This is a genomic window from Microcoleus vaginatus PCC 9802, from assembly GCA_022701275.1.
Lineage (GTDB): Bacteria > Cyanobacteriota > Cyanobacteriia > Cyanobacteriales > Microcoleaceae > Microcoleus > Microcoleus vaginatus_A.
Window position 1 is genome coordinate 4,151,632 of sequence record CP031740.1, and the last position, 20,239, is coordinate 4,171,870.

17 protein-coding genes are annotated in these 20,239 nt (G+C 47.2%); 12 read left to right on the plus strand and 5 right to left on the minus strand.

Annotation, left to right across the window (positions count from 1 at the left end; all coding sequences use genetic code 11):
- Window positions 1-187: 187 nt before the first annotated feature.
- The 4 genes from D0A34_16860 (at window position 188) to D0A34_16875 (ending at window position 6,529) form a co-directional block, all read left to right on the plus strand.
- A complete protein-coding gene (locus tag D0A34_16860; GenBank protein ID UNU20321.1) occupies window positions 188-3,385 on the plus strand; it encodes a hypothetical protein in 3,198 nt (1,065 codons plus the stop codon).
- A gap of 732 nt (window positions 3,386-4,117) precedes the next feature.
- Window positions 4,118-4,480 carry a cupin domain-containing protein gene (locus tag D0A34_16865; GenBank protein ID UNU20322.1) on the plus strand — a complete coding sequence of 121 codons (363 nt, stop codon included), beginning with the start codon at window positions 4,118-4,120 and terminating at the stop codon, window positions 4,478-4,480.
- A gap of 547 nt (window positions 4,481-5,027) precedes the next feature.
- Window positions 5,028-5,909, plus strand: coding sequence for a hypothetical protein (locus D0A34_16870; protein UNU20323.1), 882 nt, complete (start codon window positions 5,028-5,030; stop codon window positions 5,907-5,909).
- A 38-nt stretch (window positions 5,910-5,947) separates the two neighbouring features.
- A complete protein-coding gene (locus D0A34_16875; GenBank protein ID UNU20324.1) occupies window positions 5,948-6,529 on the plus strand; it encodes an NADPH-dependent oxidoreductase in 582 nt (193 codons plus the stop codon).
- Window positions 6,530-7,216: 687 nt separating this feature from the next.
- Here D0A34_16875 and D0A34_16880 read toward each other — a convergent pair.
- Entirely contained in the window at window positions 7,217-8,047 is an 831-nt protein-coding gene (locus D0A34_16880; protein ID UNU20325.1) for an inositol monophosphatase, read from the minus strand.
- A 93-nt stretch (window positions 8,048-8,140) separates the two neighbouring features.
- Window positions 8,141-9,574: an MFS transporter gene (locus D0A34_16885; protein ID UNU20326.1), complete on the minus strand. Its 1,434-nt coding sequence runs from the start codon at window positions 9,572-9,574 to the stop codon at window positions 8,141-8,143.
- A 142-nt stretch (window positions 9,575-9,716) separates the two neighbouring features.
- Between D0A34_16885 and D0A34_16890 the strand changes: the two genes are divergently transcribed.
- Window positions 9,717-10,661: an aldo/keto reductase gene (locus D0A34_16890; protein ID UNU22339.1), complete on the plus strand. Its 945-nt coding sequence runs from the start codon at window positions 9,717-9,719 to the stop codon at window positions 10,659-10,661.
- A gap of 151 nt (window positions 10,662-10,812) precedes the next feature.
- A complete protein-coding gene (locus tag D0A34_16895) occupies window positions 10,813-11,328 on the plus strand; it encodes an isoprenylcysteine carboxylmethyltransferase family protein (GenBank protein ID UNU20327.1) in 516 nt (171 codons plus the stop codon).
- An 18-nt stretch (window positions 11,329-11,346) separates the two neighbouring features.
- Here D0A34_16895 and D0A34_16900 read toward each other — a convergent pair whose 3' ends face one another.
- Entirely contained in the window at window positions 11,347-11,961 is a 615-nt protein-coding gene (locus D0A34_16900; protein UNU22340.1) for a pentapeptide repeat-containing protein, read from the minus strand.
- Window positions 11,962-12,050: 89 nt separating this feature from the next.
- Here D0A34_16900 and D0A34_16905 point away from each other — a divergent pair, with 89 nt between their 5' ends.
- The 6 genes from D0A34_16905 (at window position 12,051) to D0A34_16930 (ending at window position 18,055) form a co-directional block, all read left to right on the plus strand.
- The gene (locus D0A34_16905) at window positions 12,051-13,484 is read left to right on the plus strand and encodes a hypothetical protein (protein UNU20328.1); all 1,434 of its coding nucleotides are present in this window, start codon (window positions 12,051-12,053) and stop codon (window positions 13,482-13,484) included.
- 405 nt (window positions 13,485-13,889) lie between these two features.
- Entirely contained in the window at window positions 13,890-15,473 is a 1,584-nt protein-coding gene (locus tag D0A34_16910; GenBank protein UNU20329.1) for a chloride channel protein, read from the plus strand.
- Window positions 15,474-15,536: 63 nt separating this feature from the next.
- A complete protein-coding gene (locus D0A34_16915) occupies window positions 15,537-16,412 on the plus strand; it encodes an Rpn family recombination-promoting nuclease/putative transposase (protein UNU20330.1) in 876 nt (291 codons plus the stop codon).
- Window positions 16,413-16,470: 58 nt separating this feature from the next.
- Window positions 16,471-17,052 (plus strand): NLI interacting domain protein, encoded by a 582-nt coding sequence (locus D0A34_16920; protein ID UNU20331.1) that lies wholly within the window; start codon window positions 16,471-16,473, stop codon window positions 17,050-17,052.
- Window positions 17,053-17,226: 174 nt separating this feature from the next.
- Entirely contained in the window at window positions 17,227-17,706 is a 480-nt protein-coding gene (locus D0A34_16925; protein UNU20332.1) for a J domain-containing protein, read from the plus strand.
- Between the two features lie 76 nt (window positions 17,707-17,782).
- Window positions 17,783-18,055: a DUF3143 domain-containing protein gene (locus D0A34_16930; protein ID UNU20333.1), complete on the plus strand. Its 273-nt coding sequence runs from the start codon at window positions 17,783-17,785 to the stop codon at window positions 18,053-18,055.
- A 320-nt stretch (window positions 18,056-18,375) separates the two neighbouring features.
- On the opposite strand, the gene D0A34_16935 is transcribed toward D0A34_16930, so the two are convergent.
- Together D0A34_16935 and D0A34_16940 are read right to left on the minus strand one after the other, a co-directional pair.
- Complete coding sequence (locus tag D0A34_16935) at window positions 18,376-19,122, minus strand: isoprenyl transferase (GenBank protein UNU20334.1); 747 nt, start codon at window positions 19,120-19,122, stop codon at window positions 18,376-18,378.
- A 20-nt stretch (window positions 19,123-19,142) separates the two neighbouring features.
- Window positions 19,143-20,036 carry a TIGR00159 family protein gene (locus tag D0A34_16940; GenBank protein ID UNU20335.1) on the minus strand — a complete coding sequence of 298 codons (894 nt, stop codon included), beginning with the start codon at window positions 20,034-20,036 and terminating at the stop codon, window positions 19,143-19,145.
- Between the last annotated feature and the right edge of the window lie 203 nt (window positions 20,037-20,239).

Consider the following 20,239-nt stretch of genomic DNA (forward strand, 5'->3'; position numbering starts at 1 on the left):
AGGTTAGATTCGTTGTGACTCGGACATTCTGAGGGCAAATCAGTCCCCTGGTTTGACACCTAAAACATCTTGAGGATAAGTAATCGCCGTCCAGGCATCCTTAAAGTGAAGATAGCGTTTTCCTGTGCGATCGTCGCCCACCAACTCAACAATTTTCCACAGTAATCAAAACAGGTTTTACCAACCAATGGCACCCACATATCACGATCTTCTTACCGGTTCGCTAACACAGGATTGGTCAAACAAAAGTCTCATCACGGTTAATGATGACTGGTCCGGTATCCCAAGTATTGATGGTTTTCGCGGAGATGAACTAACAGGCGCAACGGGAACAGATCCACAAACCATTGTTGTGGCCGGCACATCGCCCATTGATGTCAATGCAAATCAGACAAATCCCAACACCTTTAACACAGGTGGTGTTGCTGAATTTGAGATCGCGAACCCCGTTGTTGCCCTAACTGGTTCCGGTACAGCAGATGCCCCTTTTTTGCTGATTTACCTCAACACTGTCGGCGTTACGAACATCAACGTCTCCTTCAATCTCCGCGATGTGGATGGTTCTATCGATAACGCTGTTCAACCAGTCGCTTTGCAATACCGCGTCGGGACATCGGGCAATTTTATTAATATCCCTGCTGGCTACGTTGCAGACGCCAGCACTGGTCCAAGTTTAGCAACCGAAGTCACACCAGTTAATGTCACCTTGCCAGCAGGAGCACACAATCAATCTCAAGTTCAACTCCGGATCATCACAACTAACGCTGTTGGGAATGATGAGTGGATCGGGGTTGATGACATCAGCATCACAGGTACTCCTGGTGGTGGCGAACCCACAACAACAGTCACACTTCAGGCAACAGACGCAAACGCAGCAGAGGCAGGGCAAGAGCCAGGGACGTTTAGAATTACGCGCACAGGTGACACGAGTGCCCCCCTAAGCGTGAACTACACCGTCGCCACGGGTACGGGTCAGGCGACCAATGGCACGGACTATACGCCGAATTTGACTGGGATTGCCACCATTGACGCTGGGCAATCCTTTGTCGATTTGGCGATCGCACCAGTAGACGATAGTGCAGTGGAAGGCAATGAGACCATCACGCTCAACCTAGTCGATACCAGCGATTATGACCTCGGTGGTTCGAGCACAGGCACAGTGACCATTGCAGATAATGATGTGCCACTGACCCGCATCCGCGACATCCAAGGAACCGATCACATCTCCCCCCTTCTTACCTCTGCAACGGATCGAGTCGGTGTCTTCAATGTTGCCGGAATCGTTACCGCCAAAGCTTCTAACGGATTCTACCTCCAAGACCCTACACCCGATGCCGACGCGGCAACATCTGAGGGGATTTTTGTCTTCACAGGCACAAGCTCCGCAGGCTCAGCTATTCTCAACAGTGTCAGCCTCGGTAGTGCTGTTCTGGTCACGGGTACTGTGAGTGAGTTTCGTCCTGGAGCGAATAACCTCACGACTACCCAGATTAGTAACACCTCGACTCAAGCTCTAAGCGTTACCCCCTGGACAACTGCGCCCACAACCACGATTACCCCCATAAGCGTCAATCCTCCCACATTAGTCATCAACAACGACTTCTCCACGGCTAACCCTGGCAACGTGGAAACAGGCGGTGATTTTGAGCCTGCTACTGAAGGCATTGATTACTATGAAAGCCTGGAAGGAATGCTAGTACAGGTCAACAATCCTGTAGCAGTTAGTCCGACAAACAATTTTGGGGAGATTTGGGTACTTGATGACAATGGCGCAGATGCCACGGGGCGGACAGCTCGTGGGGGTAGCCTCATCAGTCCTAATGACTTTAACCCCGAACGCATTCAGATTGATGATGATCTGATTCGTCCTGGCTCTTCGTCACCCTTGGTTGATGTCGGAGCGCAACTCGACACAGTGACCGGGGTGATAAGCTACAACTTCAACAACTACGAAGTGCTGGCAACTTCCCCCATCACTGTTGATACTCCTAGTCCATTAGAGAAGGAAGTCACTACCCTAAACCCAGTTGATGACAAGCTGACGGTCGCTACCTTTAATGTGGAGAACTTAGACCCAGGTGATGGGGCTACCCAGTTCAATGCCTTGGCTCAACGCATCGTTACTAACCTTCAATCACCGGACATCATTACCCTAGAGGAGATTCAAGACAATAACGGTCCGACTAACGATAGCGTTGTTGATGCTGCCATCACTTACAACACCTTGATCGCAGCGATTCAGGCGGCAGGCGGCCCGACTTATGAGTTCCGTCAGATTAATCCAACTGATGACCAGGATGGTGGTGAACCGGGGGGAAATATCCGCGTCGGTTTTCTATTTAAGCCAGAACGGGTCACGTATGTAGATCGTCCGGGTGGGACAGCCACAACGCAAACCACTGTAAATAATGTTGGTGGCGACCCGCAGCTTTCCTTCAGTCCGGGTCGGATCGTTGACACCGATCTCTCGGATGGTGACGCCTTCGCAAATAGCCGTAAGCCTTTGGTCGGGGAGTTTCTGTTCAACGGTCACAAGCTCTTCGTGATTGGAAACCACTTCAATTCCAAGGGTGGCGATCAGCCCCTCTTTGGGCCAAACCAGCCCCCAGTCCTCACGAGTGAAGTCCAACGCCGCCAGCAAGCGCAGATTGTTAACAACTTTGTAGATAGCATCCTCGCCGCAGACTCTACGGCAAATGTGATTGTTTTGGGTGACTTGAATGACTTTCCGTTCTCTGAACCCTTGAACATCCTCAAAGGGACGCCCGGTGGTGTCGGTACACCTATCCTAAACAACCTGATCGAAACCCTACCGGCAAATGAGCAGTACACCTACAACTTCCAAGGCAACGCGCAGGTTTTGGATCACATCTTGGCGAGCAATACGCTGTTTAATAATTTAGATGAGTTTGATGTTGTTCATATCAACTCTGAGTTTGCGGATCAGGATAGTGACCACGACCCCAGTGTGGCTCGTTTCACCCTTCCTCAGTATGTCGGAACACAAAAAAATGATTCCTTTACTGGCACCGCTTTGAATGAAGTCATTACTGGTGGTTCCGGTGGGGATAAGCTTACGGGTGGCGCTGGTAGCGATCGCTTTGTCTACACCAACATTGAAGATTCGGGAGACCGGATTGAGGACTTTATCACTGGCACTGATAAAATCGTTCTCACCCAGTTGCTCGATAGCTTGGTTCCTGGCGGCTATAACGGCACAAACGCGATCGCGGATGGCTATGTGCAGTTGGTTCAAAGAGATGGCAAAGTTGTCCTCCAGATCAATCAAGATGGCTTTAGTGATGACAACAAATTCAAAAATTACATTACTGTCGAAAACGTTCTGGCTGGCGATCTGAGCGCTCTGAACAACTTTGTATTTTAGGGGTGTTTGGTTGAGCAATCTTAGAAAAGTAAGTCTAAGTGCTGTGTATTAGCATTTCTACAGTAGGAAATTATCCAAACGATTGCTCAACCAGCTCCAAGGCATAATACTTCTCTGATAAACTCCCTTTCTAGACATCTATAAGGTTTAGAAATGGAGTTTTCAGTAGCTCGAATCCACTGGGTCACGCCTACAGCAGCTCCAAGTGCTACTGCTCCTACTACAGCTAACGGGACTTAAACAATGAAATAAGAATAGATAGCTTATAATTTATAGAGGATAGTGCTTTTTACGTCAAGCTACACTCCTGAAAAAAAACCACGCCCGACGCCATGCCCCCATGCTTTGAGAACAGCCATATCTTAGAGATTTGTCCGTTGCGTGCAAAATAATGGTGACGTATTTGCCACACACATACCAAGTTTGGGCTTAAAATTTGTTTAAGTCCCGGCCCGTTTAGGGGCCTTAAAGTGTCTAACTCCCAATAGGTGGGATAGTTCTGCTGCGTTAAAGTGCAATTAAATAAAAAAAATGAATTAAAATGGTTGATTAAATAGGCTTGTTTCTATTAATTAATCTTCTCTCGCCCGATCGCCTGTTCCGTTTGTGGCTGTTTGACCGCAGGTGTCAAACAGCCACAAACTTTTCAATCCAACGATTTGGGGATTTTTCCAGATGTCTTTTCAATTAAACTGATCTTGTGGTAAAGAGATTTTCAGGAGATGGGAAAGAATGCTAATTCAAAAGCTAAATGCCTGCGACGAGTTTATTGCTGGCGACGGTACTCAACTGCGAGAATTACTGCATCCAGACAAACAAGCTGTGGATTTGCGTTACAGTTTAGCCCACGCCACTTTGCCACCGGGACAAACTTCTGCGCTGCACTCCCTGACAACTTCTGAAGTTTACTACATCCTCAGCGGCGTTGGAGAAATGCACATCGACGACGAAAATCAATTCGTGGAAGCCGGAGATGCAGTTTACATTCCCCCAAACGCCAAGCAGTTTATTTACAACTGTGGCACAGAGCCGCTAATATTTATTTGTATCGTCGATCCGGCGTGGCGAAAGGAAGACGAGACAATTTTCCAGTAATTTTCTAGTTTTTCTCCTTTTAGGCTCGTTACCCGGCTCTGCCCGGTAACGCCTATCTAGAAGCTCTGCCTCTAGTGAAAAAAACATCACAAACGGAAAATCTCTTTTAACAACAACAGCACCCAGCCATATGTACCGAGTGATTTCCTCTTTTTCAACTTCGATGTGGAGTTGCAATAATCCTCGGATTCAGTTGCATTGCTCCCCTCTAATTATTTGAGGAAGTATCAGCTTTGTTGGTGGGTGCTGCTATTGGTTTTTGATGAGACAGATGTGAGATTAGACAGCGTTTTACTCCTTAGATTCTATTGTGAACTTCGCTGTGATATCTGGATTTGGTATCTGTCGGAGAAGCTTTTTGTTTGCTTCATATTATTAATTTATCACCTTCTTCTAGAAGCGCAAGTACCTGCAACTAAACTTTACATTTTTAGAAGTAACTGCCGATAATTATGAAGTTAAATTAAGCATTGAGCTTTCTAGCTGCTCAGCTCAAATAGTAGAGTTCGGCTGTGCTTGCTGCTGCGAGAAACGGCATAATATTTGTATGAAAACAACCAAACTCATCAAACTGTGCGCCTTATCGCTCAGTATCTTTCTGCTGTGCAGCAGTGCAGTGACAGCGCAAACGACGGCGAACCCTCAACCTGGGCAAACTTACACGAACCAAGAGATTCTACAACAGTTGGTAAAGGCAAAAGTCGTGTATCTGGGAGAAACCCACGATAGCGCGGAAGATCACCAAGCTCAACTGGCGATTATCCGAGAAATGCAGCGGCAAAATCGGAAAATTGCGATCGCGATGGAAATGTTTCAGCGTCCCTTTCAAAGCGCGATCGACAACTACTTAGCAGGTAAACTGACTGAACAGCAATTAGTCGAGCAAACAGAGTACGATCGCAGATGGCGTTTTCCCTGGGAATCTTACGCCCCTATTTTGCGGTTTGCCAAAGAAAATCAACTACCTGTCCTCGCCTTAAATACACCATCCGAAGTAACGAGAAAAGTTGCGTCTCAAGGTTTAGAAAGCCTCACAGCAGAGGAAAAAAAGCACATTCCCCCAATATCGGAAATTCGCACCGACAACGCCGAATATCGGCAACTGCTGCTAGAAGTTTACCAGCAACACCAAAAGGCAGCACAGGGAAATAGTACGGCTTTTGAAAGATTCTTGCAAGCCCAAGTTTTGTGGGACGAAACTATGGCGGAAAAAATCGCCCAATTTGTCAAAGCAAACCCCGACTATCAAGTTGTCGTGTTGGTGGGGAAAGGACACATTATTTACGGTTACGGCATTCCCAGTCGCGTCGAGAGGCGTTTGGGAGTCGGGAATGTAAAAATGCGATCGGTTTTATTCAATTACATTGAAAATCTTCCTTTGTCGGCAGATAGACCCATTGCTGACTTTGTTTGGAATCACTCGAAATAGTACAATTATACGCGCAAGCAATAATCAGGAAAAAATCAATGACAAACAGACCAAAAATACTTGCATTTGCCGGAAGTACCCGCGAAGCATCCTATAACAAACTGCTGGTAAAAGTTGCGGCCGCTGGGGCTACGGCGGCGGGTGCAGAAGTTACATATTTAGATTTGCGCGATTTGCCGATGCCGCTATTTGACGAAGATTTGGAAGCAAAAGAAGGAGTGCCAGAAAAGGCCCGTAAATTGAAGGAATTGATGGTAGCGCATGACGGGTTTTTGATAGCTTCCCCCGAGTATAACAGTTCAATTACGCCTGTGTTGAAAAATGCGATCGATTGGGTATCGCGCCCAGCACCGGGTGAACCGGGATTGGTGGCATTTACTGGCAAAGTAGCGGTAATTATGAGTGCTTCCCCAGGCGGAATAGGGGGTTTGCGGGGATTGGTTCATTTGCGATCGATCCTGGGGAATATTAACGTATTGGTACTCCCCGATCAGAAAGCAATTCCCCAAGCTTTTGAAGCATTTAATGCTGACGGTACGATGAAAGATCCCAAACAGCAGGACTCTGTTGAAAATCTAGGTGCTAAGTTGTCTAATGTGCTCTCAAAATTAATCGCCTGAAGCAATAAATTCATTTTGCAGTAGGGACACAGCAATGTTGTGTCCCAATTCCAGCATCTGTTATTTCGCTGGCTGCATCAAGTGCGATCGCCTGGCAAAATTGCTACGATCGTAGTCGATTGACTGTTATTCTCACCCCCAAATTAACATGACATTCACCGGATATCCCGACTCAGCACCTGCTAAAACGAGTAGCCGCGCTTGAGAATTGCACTTAGAAAATCATCCGTCTGGTGAATTCCTGAAATTGTACTATCGAGATTAGTGCGATCGCAAACCGCAGACTTTTCCAAGTTTCTTCCAAAGTTTATTCTTGTATCTTCCCACAGGCTAACTCTTCGACCTAGCCATACCACTCATCTACTTTTTCCAACACCCCAGTAAATCTATTTTCCCTTGTGCCTCTACTTGAAAACGGGTATAATTTTATTTCTCAGATATAATAGCGAGTTCAAAACTTACCACAAATTGTACGAAACCGCATCACCCGATCTACGTAAAACAAAACCACCCGATCGCAGATTGGCAGAAATAGACAAGAGTAGGCATACTTGAACCATCGGTCATCGGTCGGTATATTTCTTCCAAACAGCACGGCAGGCGTGGGAGACTCCTCCGTCACGCCTGCCTTGCAGTTTTATTTAATAATTGTTCGATTTCCTACGGGATAGCTTCGCTTCACACAAATCACCCCATTTTTTTCTTCTTCCAAGCCTCCACAAACGGCAAAAACACCGACACCAACTCCTGCCGATTCATCACCAAAGTCGGATAAGAAATCCTCCCGTAATTCTTCCCCACTTCCAGCGGAAAAATCCCCTGGGATTCCAGCGGCAACCAAACCGCACCAGCAGCCTTCACAATTACCCAACTCCCCGCAATATCCCAAATTTTCGGAGTCGCTTCCACCCCTCCCATAGCCACACCCGAAGCCACAGTCAAAAAATTGTAACTAGCCATGCCCAACATCCGAACTTTACTCGGAAGATGAGGCCCGATTCCCACACTCCGCGAGCACAAATTAAAAAAATGATTACCGCTCATTTTATCAGCAGTCGGCCGAATTGGCTGCCCGTTTAAAAACGCACCTTGAGGCATATGGTCAAACACGCCGCCAGCAAAATCAGGTGCAAAAAAACCGTGGAAAGACTGATTAATTGGCGGCAAATGCACGCAGCCAAAAACCGGAGTTCCGCGATACAACAAACCCAAAGAAATACCCCAAATCGGAATTCCCCTAGCAAAATTAGTCGTAGCATCCAAAGGATCAACAACCCAGCACCATTCAGTATCGGGGACAACGTGTTCGCCCTCCTCACTTAAAATCCCGTGAGTGGGGAAAGCAGATGCGATCGCACTTCTAATCTCCGCATCCGCCCAATTATCGGATTTCGTCACTAAACTCCCGTCATCCTTCTCAGCCGCTTGCACGGAACCGAAATCTTGCAACAACTGCTGTCCGACTCTATCGACAGTAACCCGTGCAAAACTTAAAATAGAATCCCAAAAATTAGTCATTAGTTATTGGTTATTAGTTATTGGTTATTGATTATTGGAACTAACAACTGCCACAAGCCAACTGCCACAAGCCACCGACCAACTGACAAAACATTAGTCTAAGTCATTTTCAAGAATAGTTGCGATCGCACTTTTAGCATTATCCTGAAACTCCCCAACATCCACCCTACCCAACAGCCAAACAGCCAGAATCATACCCGCCGCCGGCACAGCAAACACCAACCCATAAGCCAACATCGGCACCCCAAACAAACTTCTGCCCAAATCCAAAATAGCACCGCCGCTAACCGTCGCCACACCCCGCGCCATCGCCTGCGACAAACCCCAAGCACCAATAAAAGTCCCCGCAGTTTCTGCAGCAGTCAAATCCAACATCAAACTCAGCGCACCCGTCGTCGTAATTCCAGAAGCAAAACCAAACAACATTAAAGCCGACTTAAACACAATTGGATTACCAGTAAACCCCGATAAAATAATCAAGCCAAAACAAGCAGCCACCGACAAACAGCCCAACTTAATCGTATTTTGCTTGCCAATGCGTGGCACAATTAAAAAACCAGTTGCGCTCAAACCAAAAAGCACACCAGTACCATAAATAGCATTCAACTGCGTAGTTTCCGAAATCGGCATCTTAAAAATTTCCCCGCCGTAAGGTTCCAAAACCGCATCCTGCATAAACAAGCAAATTGTCATAACCAGCAGGAAAGTAAAAAACAAACCGGTTTGGCGACTAGCAGTCAAAATCCGCAGCGCACTTCCCAGAGTAATTTTATCTTCTCGATTCACTGCGGACGATCGAGCTTTGTACCGCGAATACTTTTTCTCAACGCCAAAAGTCGCAATCCCCACCAACAGCAAAACAAGCGCCGGCACCTTCACAAACAAACCATTAATCGAAGCCTGCAAAACTTCCCGTGGCACATCCCCATCAATTTGCTTCAGCAAACCGCTGCTAATAATCGCCCCGATAATAATACCAACCATCAGCATCGACCACACCACACCCACCAACTTCGAGCGATCCTCCTCATCGGAAACATCCACCAACAAAGCAGCAAAAGGAGTCGAACTCGAACAAATAGCAATACCGTAAAGTGCAAAAATCACACCCAACAAACCCACCCAACCGTAAGTAGGAGTCGTCCAACCCACAGCCTCCAAACTGCTGCCCAAGCGCCACATCACCTGTACCGCCAAAAAAGCAGAAATCACAAACAAAACGCTTCCTACCCACACATAACCCGTGCGGTGATGGCCAAACAAAGGCTTAGCATCAGACATTTGCCCAAACCACACCCTAGCGGGCGCGACAAACTGGTGCATGGCCAGCGTACCAGCCACCACAGTAGCCGGAATCGCCAACTCCTTAATCATGATGCGATTGAGCACCCCCAGCGTCAAAATCGACATCATGCCCAATCCCATCTGAAACAAACCCAACCGGAACATAGTCAGGAGGGAAACTCTCTTGAGGGCAGGAGTCGCGGAATCTGTTAATCTTGAATCTGGCAAACGGTCGATCGACATAACTATTCAAATAAACACAGCATCAGCATTTATAGTAACTGAGATACCCGCCACCAGCCGCCATTCCTCCCCAGGCTAGAAGCTCGATCGCGACTATTTATAGAAAAATAATAGACAATAAAGAATTGTGGATTTACCAACCGTGACAACCATTACCCTAGGACAAAATGGCCCAGCCGTCATTCCCCTGTGCGTCGGAACTTGGGCTTGGGGCGACAAACTATTTTGGAACTACGGCAGCAACTACGGCGCCGCCGAAGTCGAAGCCGCATTCAAAACATCCTTAGACAGCGGAGTCAACTTTTTCGACACAGCCGAAGTCTACGGTAACGGCTTGTCAGAAGAATTACTGGGGCAGTTTCTCAAAAAAACCACCCAACCCGTGCAAATAGCCACAAAATTCGGCCCCGTACCTTGGCGGATTACAGGAAAATCAGTTTCCGACGCTTTGAGTGCCAGCTTAAAACGCTTGCAAGTAGAACAAATAGCCCTCTACCAAGTGCACTGGCCCTTCACTTTTTTACTGAGTCAAGAAACCCTGATGAACGCCTTAGCGGATGAAGTAAAACAAGGCAGAATTCAAGCAGTAGGAGTCAGCAACTATTCAGTAGAACAGATGCGCCAAGCCCACAAAATACTAGCAGCCAGAGGCGTTCCCCTAGCAACAAATCAAGTCCGCTACTCATTGCTGTCGCGGCAAGTAGAAAAACAAGGAATTTTGAGTGCAGCCCGCGAATTGGGAGTTACTATTTTAGCGTACAGCCCCTTAGCCCAAGGATTGCTTACCGGCAAATACACAGCCCAAGAACAACCCACAGGAGCCCGCAAAATGGACTCCCGCTTCAGTAAAAGCGGCATCGAAAAAATCGAATTAGTCATGTCCACCCTGCGGAAAATGGGCAAAAAGCGCGATCGAACTCCCGCCCAAGTTGCCCTAAACTGGTTAATAGCTCAAAACAAAGTAATCCCTATTCCCGGCGCCAAAACTGCAAAACAAGCCCAAGAAAACGCCGGCGCATTAGGCTGGAGTTTAAGCCAAGATGAAGTCAACCAACTAGAACTAATGACTCGTCCCTGGCTAGAATAAATTTGTTAATTGTTCACCGTTCACTGTTGACTGTTGACTGTAAATATCCTGTAGGTTGGGTAGAACGAAACCCAAGTTCTACCCAACCTACAGTTCGTTTCCCTCTTCCCTCTTCCCTCTTCCTTCTTCCTTGTTCCTTCTTCGTCTTACTATGAAAATCTTAACTGATTGGGGTTTCACACGCGAAGGCTGGCGCAATAACAGCCGCGGCGAATATTTAGTTTTGCTTCAAGGAGGATTGCTCACAGGATTTGTAATATTACCAGTTTATCAACTGCCAGGATTAAAAATTCAATCAACTCAATTACTTTATATTATCTGGTTTCTGGCCAGTATTCTCGGCTTAAGCGGATTAATTTTCATCATCAAAGCATTGATAGACTTAGGAAAAAATCTCACACCTTTACCGTATCCCAGAGAAAACGGAGAATTAGTCCAAACAGGCATTTACGGAATAGTGCGGCATCCATTATACAGCGGCTTAATTTTAGCGACCCTGGGCTGGACACTTTTTCAAATGAGCCTATCCCACTTAATAGCCAGCGCACTATTAATAATACTTTTCGAGATCAAAGCCAACCGAGAAGAAGCCTGGTTAACCAAAAAATATCCAGCCTATTCAGAATACCGCCAGCGAGTTAAAAAACTAATTCCCGGAATCTATTAACAGGAATCAACCAGAAAATTATTCATGCTTTGTTCCGTCAGGCATAATCGCCCCCTTTAAATTCGCTCCTGCCAAATTGGTACTAAGCAGCAAAGCATTCCTCAAATTAGCACCCTTTAAATTAGCATCTTCTAGGTTTGCCATCCATAGATTCGCCCCTTCCAAATTCGCGCCCTCCAAGTTAGCATTGACCAGAAAAGTCCCTTTCATGAAAGCACCTTTTAAATTGGCATTTTTCAAATTATTAGCTGCCAAATAAGCATCCTCTAGAAAGGCATTTTCTAGATTGCTATCCTCCAAATTCGCCCCTACCAAATTGCTGCGGATCAGGTAGACCCCACGCAAATTTGCTTGTTTTAAATTAGCATTTACCAGATTGGCACTCCACAAATTGGCATCTTTAAGGTTAGCATTTTCTAAATTAACGCCTTCGAGAAAAACACCACTCAAATTAGCGCCTGAGAGATAGCAGTTCCGGCATTCTCTCGCTACAAGCAAATGTCGGACTCGATGCTTCACTGAGGAAATGTTGGCTGCAAAAGTTATCAAACCTGTACCTGTTAAGGCGATAATGCTAAAAGTTGTCAGTTTGAGCGCACTTACAAGTTTTCTCTGTTGTATTTCTCGGAAAATCCGCTCGCAGCCCCTAAAAATATTTACAGAATTGCTCATATTTATAATCCAGTGTTTTGCTTCCCTGCCCTTCCCCTTCCCCTTACCTTATGAAAAAACAGTTAAAATTTAAATTCCTGACGATCGCACTTATTGTAAGCTTAGCAATAATCGGTGTCGGATGCGATCGCCTTTTCAAAAAACCCTTTCAACTTCCCGCCTCAGCCAAACAAGAACCCTGGCCCATCCAAACAGGCCTCCGAGCAGCCATCCTCCGCGACAACATACCAACAGTCAATCGCCTAGTTTTAGTACCAGACGAAGCCACATTCTTAGCAGCAATCCAAAAATGGAATCTCAAAGGAAACTGGCCTATTCTCATCGAAGACAAAAAATATACGCCGATGTTTGTGCAGCGCTTTCAACCCGAAGAAATAGTGCGTTTGCCAAGCATCAAACAGCAACTGCCAAAAAATCAAAAACTCCAACAATTAATGCTGAACGCCTCAGCAGCAGCTTGGAAGGCCACCGATACTCAAACCTTAAAAGCACAATGGAAGCAACTCGGCTGGGAACCCCCAGGAGTAGTAATCACATCAGAAAACGATGCTGCACGCTCAGCAGCAGTTGCCTTAGCAGCCGCTCACGGTCAACCTTTAGTATTTCTAGAAGGCAACTTCGGAAAACCAAACGATACCCTCAATAACACACAGTGGAAAAATCTGCAACTAGCAGTTACAAAAGCCGTCGAATCAACCGGATATTTTTACTCTCAACTCGCAGACCCGCTCGACACAATAACTATTGTACGCCAACTAGCAGTCAAATATCAATCTCCTGAAAAACCCGACGAACAACTAGCCGTTACCGACGGTTTGGGACGACACCCCAACGGCGAACGCTGGGCGGCGGTCGGCTGGATTTACGGTTCCGAGGTGCGATCGATCTATCAAGCCATGTGCGCCTTATTTCTCGATACCGAAACCGCCCTGCTTTATGACAGTTACCCCAAGGAAGGAAATTGGGGAAAATATGAAATGGAGGAAGCAGCTAGCGGACTAAAAACCATAGGTTTGAATGTCGAAGTAGTGCAGAAACCCGAATCTAGCTTGGAAAAGTGGCGGAGTTTAGCCTCAAAACCGTGGACATTTGACTTAATATTAATGAATTCCAAAGGCTATCCAAAATCATTCCAAGTCGGCAACGGCGACGCTTCAGTTGAGGACATACCAAAACTCCAATTTCCGGCAGCAATCCACATGATTCACAGTTGGTCAGCAGCCGCCCCAGATGACACAAACACCGTTGCCGGACGGTGGTTAGTAAATGGTGCTTACGCCTATGTCGGCAGCGTCAACGAACCTTTTTTATCGGCATTTATTCCACCTAAATTAATGGTCGATCGCCTGAAGCGAGGATCACCCTTTTTAATCGCAGCACGCCAGCTAGAATCCCCTCCATGGAAAGTCGCCACCATCGGCGATCCGCTAATGTCGATCGCCAAACCCAGACCAAGAATCCCGCCTACTCAACAACCGATGTGATATTATGCGCGATCAAGGGATTTGAGATTTGAGATTTGTGGTTTGACATTAGTGGTTTTAAGGTAAAGCCTCAAATCGCCAATTCTTTAATCGGAATGTTGTGTTTCACTGAGTTATATGATATTGCAAGTTCACTCATGCGATCGCCCTAAACCCCAACACTGTAAATAGAGTTAATTAGCATTATCGCGAGAGACTATCTAAGTTTGAATGTAACTGAGTATACAATGACCTAAAATCCGCCGCTCCTCAGAATCAGTCATTCTACACCAGCCGCCCGCCCAAAAAGTCCCCCCCTAAAATACGCCTTAATTAACTTGTCAATTCCCCTAAAATCACTCACAATTAAAATAAGAAATAAAATGTAATATTTATCTAACTTCTCACAGAAGAATTAACCGCTAAATGAGAGCCACCCCTCCTGTGGATCTGCCGCCACCCGGGCCAACCGCAGCAACTCCCCAAGCCTCCAGCCTCAGCCCGCTATTCAAGCGCCTGCACCCCAGCCCAGAAACCCTCCTGCTCATCCTCTCCCTAGTCATCGGGGGAGTTACTGGTGCAGGCGTCGTCACTTTTCACTATCTCATCCACTTCATTCACAGCCTGATGCTGGAAGACTTCATGGGTGCGATCGCCTCGAAAGGCTCTTGGACGCTAGCCTGCATTCCCACCCTCGGCGGAGTCATCATCGGGCTGATGCGCTGGCGGTTTCGGGATTTTGGCCCGAATATGTCTTCCTTAATTGCAGCCACCCGCGGGCTGCAAGAACTCTCCCCCCTCAAACCCATCACCAAAATGGTGGCAGCCTCAGTTTCCCTCGGCACCGGCGCCTCCCTGGGCCCGGAAGCCCCCAGCGTCGAAATCGGCGCTAACTTCGGAATGCTGCTGGCTCAAGTTTTGCAGCTTTCCCCAGAACGGCAGCGCTTGCTCCTCGGCGCCGGAGCAGCAGCAGGTTTATCTGCCGGGTTTAACTCTCCCATCGCCGGAGTGTTCTTTGCTTTAGAAGTCGTGCTCGGCAGCACCTTCGCAACTTCGTCAGTCAGCGTTGTCTTGCTCTCCGCCGTAGTTTCCGCGCTCATCGCTCAAATCTGCTTGGGAGCTCAGCCGGCCTTTTCTTTGCCGATATACGATGTCCGCAGCCCCCTAGAACTGCCTCTGTACATGGGATTGGGACTTTTGGCGAGCGGAGTGTCTCTAGCCTACACAGAAGCAATTCAATTAGCCGATGGCTGTTTTCAAGGAAAAGTCCGAGGATTTGCTTGGCTCGGACGACTGCCCCGGCCGCTGCACCCCATCCTCGGCGGGGCCTGCGTCGGCTTAGTCGCCCTGCAATTTCCTCAAATTTTGGGTGTCGGCTACGAAACAGTCCAAGCAATGCTCCAAGATGTTAAATTTTCCTTGCCTTTGCTGCTCCTGCTGCTGTTTGTCAAACTGGCGATGACCGCAATCAGCCTCGGCAGCGGTTTAGTGGGCGGTATCTTCGCTCCGGCGATGTTTTTGGGAGCTTCCCTGGGTTCGGCTTACGGCCTCTTTTTGGAAATGCTGCCGGCAATGAGCGATCGAGTCGCCGGCCCTCCCGCCTACGCAATGGTGGGAATGGCCGCCGTCCTCGCCGGCAGCGCCAGAGCACCGCTGACAGCCATCCTATTGATGTTTGAATTAACCCGCGATTATCGGATTGTCTTGCCTTTGATGGCCGCAGTCGGATTGAGCGTTTGGCTGGTGGAGTGTGTCAACCGCCGATCGGCCGCCCACAGCCTCAACCTTCAGCAAATGGGCGTAGACGTGGCTCTCAATACACCGATCAAAGCCAGAGAACAGTTGCAGGATTGGGAAGATGTTCTGGGCGATCGCATCGTCACAGAACTGATTTCTTGCCAACTTCCGATCGACGGCGAACACAGTATCGAGGAGCCAGTGCTGGCTATGGCTAACGCACATTTACCAGAAGATGTCAAGCCTTTGCCTGAAACAAAATCAGCAGTCTGAGTGAGTTCGATTCTGGTTGCTTCCTCACCAAACTAATAGTCGAAAAGCACCCATCTGACAACCATGATATTTATCAACCCAAAAACCGATTACGCCTTCAAAAAAATTTTCGGTTCCTCAGAAAGCAAAGACATTCTGATTAGCTTTCTCAACGCTCTAATTTATGAAGGCAATCCCACCATCCAAGACTTAGAAATTATCAACCCAAATCTACCACCCAAACTTGAAGGCTTAAAAGATAGTTATCTGGATGTGAAAGCCAAACTTAGCGACGGCACTTTAGTAATTATTGAAATGGAAGTGCTCAACGTCCAGTCTTTTGGCAAGCGAGTTTTGTACAATGCAGCAAAGACTTATGCTTTTCAGTTGGAAGCAGCACAAGGATATCGATTGCTGAAGCCAGTGATTGCTTTGAGAATTACGGATTTTGAAATGTTTGCTAACAGCGAAGAATGGATTTCGAGATTTGTGTACAAAGAAGTCACGAAAAACTTTACGTATCCCGAAAACGATCTGGATTTAGTGTTTGTAGAGTTGCCCAAGTTTACCAAAGGACAGGAGCAACTTGAAACTTTAGCAGATAAATGGATTTATTTCATGAAAAATGCCAGAAGTTTGACAGCGGTTCCAGAAACAATGGATAGCATACCGGAAATACATCAAGCTTTTGATATTGCCAATCAAGCCAAGTTAAGCCGGGAAGAAGTGGAAGATTTGGACAGAAGAGAACAGTTTATTTATGACCAACAGGGAGCGATTATTAAGGCTGTTCAGGAAGGAATAGAACAAGGGATGCGAGAAAAGGCGATCGCGATCGCTCGACAATTACTCTCACAGCTAGATAATGCCACGATCAGCCAAGTTACCGGGCTTAGCGTTGAAGATGTCCAAAATTTGCGTGAAGCGAAGCTATCCCCTAGGGAATCGGGCGATTCATAGTTTAAAGGAATTATGCATAGGGAGTAGACCTAGACATAGTGGTGAACGATTTTTGATTATGGATTATCTAAAAAAACTATTGATTCTCGATCTTGATGAAACTTTAATTTATGCTGCCGAAGCATCTTTCCCTCGGAAAGCTGACTTTTTAGTGGAGCCATATCACATTTACAAACGACCGTTTCTTGATGTATTTTTGAAAAAATGCCTAGACTGGTTTGAGGTTGCAGTTTGGACATCTTCTACGCCGTCTTATGCGATCGCAATTGTGTCAGCCATCTTTGAAAATCCTAAAATTTTATCATTTGTGTGGGCAAGCGAGCGTTGCACAGTTGCTTACGATCCTGAGTGGTTTGAATATTACAATCGCAAAAATCTAAAAAAGGTTAAGCGCAAAGGGTATCGTCTAGAGTCAATCATTGCAGTGGATGATACGCCTCAAAAGTGGGAGCGCAGCTATGGCAATCGGGTGCGAGTAAACCCCTTTGAGGGAGATGAGACAGATGATGAATTAAAGTATTTGCTGCTTTACTTGGATAAACTGAGATCTGCAGAAAATATCCGCAGTGTCGAGAAAAGGTTCTGGCAAAATCAGCTTATCCGATCGATCGGTGAGTCAGGAATATCAAACGCGCAGTAAGTGGCATCACAAATCGATGAAGCGGACGGCAGGAATATCTTGGTGCTGAATTTGATGTTAGTTGCCGCCGCTTATCGCACGCGAACACCCCTCGACATAGCAGACAGTGGCGCTACCCTCAACTCTGAGCTAAAATAATCAAAAACTATTCACAACAAGCCCAGAGGCGCTTAGGTGACTCCTAACGAGGGAACGGCAAACAGCAAAAGTCAGACAATACCCGGCAAAACCCCCTTGGGTTCCACTCATTACAGCTTGTTAGGGCTGCATCCTTCAGCCTCAGCGATCGAAATTCGGCGATCGTACCGGGAACTGAGCAAACTCTACCATCCCGATACCACCGACCTGCCGCCCGCAGTCGCCACTGCCAAATTTCAGCAGCTCAACAACGCCTACGCCACCCTCAGCAACCCAGAACGTCGCCTCGCCTACGACCTCAAAATAGGCTATTCTCGCCTGAACGTGATGGGGCCGCCCCCAGGCTTCAATACTCCCGTTTCGGGCTCGGGCAAAAAAACTTACAACTCCGCTTACCTAGATCCCACGGATCGACCTCTTTCCCCCGGAGAAATGTTCGCTCTGTTTATCATGGGAGCTAGCTTAATCGGATGTTTGCTACTGGCGATCACGATCGGCTTAATTCGCGGCAATTAAAGCCTCAAATCCCCCATCTCCAATCCTCAATCGGAAATCCCCAATCTAAAATCTAAAATCTAAAATCTAAAATCTCATGACTCTTCCTTCCGCTGACACTCCTTTGTACAACCATCCGCTGCCGGAAATCGAGCAGTGGCTAAAAAGCCGCGGCTGCCAGCAAGACCGGCGAGAACTCCACTGCTGGCAGATTGATCGACCTACCTGGAAAGCAGAACTCTCCCTCGATATTGACCAACTCACCATCCGTTACATCGATGCTGGAGCCGACGGCCAAGATATTCACCGAGCCTTCAAATACTCCCTCTCGCGTCAGGATATTGAAGCTGCCGTTTTCTCCGGCCCCTAATTTGATGTGAGATGTGAGATTTGATATTTGAGATTTGATATTTGTCCTCCAATCTAAAATGGTTATGTTGAGCAGGACATGAGTGAAATTGGTATTAGATTTTAGATGGGGAATCCAGGTGAGAATCAGGAGCATCAAGCCTGCAAGCATTTACATGGGAGTGCGAGCGTCCCGCTTGCTGTATTGTGCTGTGCGGGACGCTCGCAGGTCATAAAAACGTTTTTTACTTTCAGGGAGATGCTCCCTCAGAATCCACACCTACTTGGAAACTGAAAAATCAACCAAAAAATCTAAAATCTAAAATCCAAAATCCAAAATCGTTACACTTTGCCAAATCGGCGGCTGCGCTTCTGATAATCAGACAAAGCGCGGTGAAACTCCGATCGATCAAAATCCGGCCATAGCGTCTCAGTAATGTAAATTTCCGAATAAGCCATTTGCCATAGTAGAAAATTGCTCAACCGCATTTCCCCACTCGTCCGGATCAGCAAATCCGGGTCACAAACATCAGCAGTATACAAATAGCGTTTAAATAAAACCTCATCAATCTCCTCCGGCTGCAACTTGCCCTCTTTCACCTGAGTGGCGATCGCCCGACAAGCTTGTACAATCTCCTGACGCCCCCCGTAATTCGTCGCCACCGTAAACAAAATCCCCTGATTATGCTGAGTGGCCGTCACAGAACGCTCGATTTCCGCTTGCAAAGACTTCGGCAAAGCCTGCAAATTCCCCATAAATTGAATTTGCACGTCCTCGTCCACCATCTCCCGCAATTCTTGCCGCAACTTTCCCTCAAACAAACTCATTAAAAAATCCACCTCTCCGGCCGGCCGCCCCCAATTCTCCGTCGAAAAAGCATAGGCCGTTAAAGCTGGAATCCCCCAATCTTTGCAGCAGCGCAGCAGTTCCTTCAGAGTGCTAGCTCCTCGGCGGTGCCCCGCAATCCGCGGCAACCCCTTATTCTTAGCCCAGCGCCCGTTCCCGTCCATAATCACTGCTATGTGCTTAGGCAGTAGTTCTTGTTGCAGATCCTCCGGCAACTTTTCCAAGCAAATTCCTTGACTCATGGTTTCTCCCGATTACCCGACTAACGGCGCAGTATCCGTTTTAATAGCGTCACTCCCTTCAATCCTATCTGGCGTCCGAGATTGCCGATCGGAATTGGAGCCACAACTCTTTCTCCCTCGGACGGAAACAGCTTTGCTTCCAGCAATTCCTTAAGTTTGCTGCTAGTCAAAGGTCGATTTAAAGTTCCCATCTGGGCTAAAGAAATAGAACCCGTTTCCTCCGACACTACCACGCACACGCAAGCTTGCACCCGTTCCGTAATCCCCATCGCCGCCCGGTGGCGGGTTCCCAACTGCCGCGACGCGCTGCGATCAGACAAAGGCAAAATTACCCCCGCCGAAACGATCCGCGAACCTCGAATCAAAACAGCTCCGTCGTGCAGCAAAGTTTGCGGCTGAAAGATTGTCTGCAACAATTCTTTAGAAACTTCAGCATTTAGCTTGAGTCCCGGCACCGAAAAATCTCGATCGTCGATCGGAGAATCTGTTTCTATAATTAGTAAAGCGCCCGTGCGGTTTTGTGAAAGTTCTTTTACTGCGTCCACAATTTCATCTATTACGCTGTCCGGTTCGGGAGTGGGTCGGCGATCGCGTCCAAACAATTGCCGAAATTCCCCCCGACCCAATTGTTCCAGAAATCGGCGAAACTCCGACTGCAATATTACCGCCATTGCCACAGCCGAACCAGTCACCAAGCTGTTAAGGGCAACGTGCAATAGCCTCAATCCAGCCCAGTTGCTCACCGCCGCCGCCAGCATCAAAATAATAAATCCCCGTACCATCCACAGCGTTCTGCGCTCGCCAACAATGACGAGCACCAAATACGCAAGGGCAAAAACCAGTCCAATATCGATCCCTTGAATCAATAAGGACTGAACGAGGGTCAAGTCAAAGCCAGATTGTTGATTGTTCATGGTTCATCGAACGCTACCGCCTGTGAACCGCGAACCGTGATGCACTCGAACCCATGAACCATGAACAGTTGTTATAAGGAATATGCTGAAAATCCCCGTGTTTTTAGACCGGGGAGTGTCAATCTAATCGCGTGACTGAACAAGGCAAAAGTTAAAAGTGAAAAGGCAATCATCACTAAGTAAACATGGATTGTCTTTCTTTT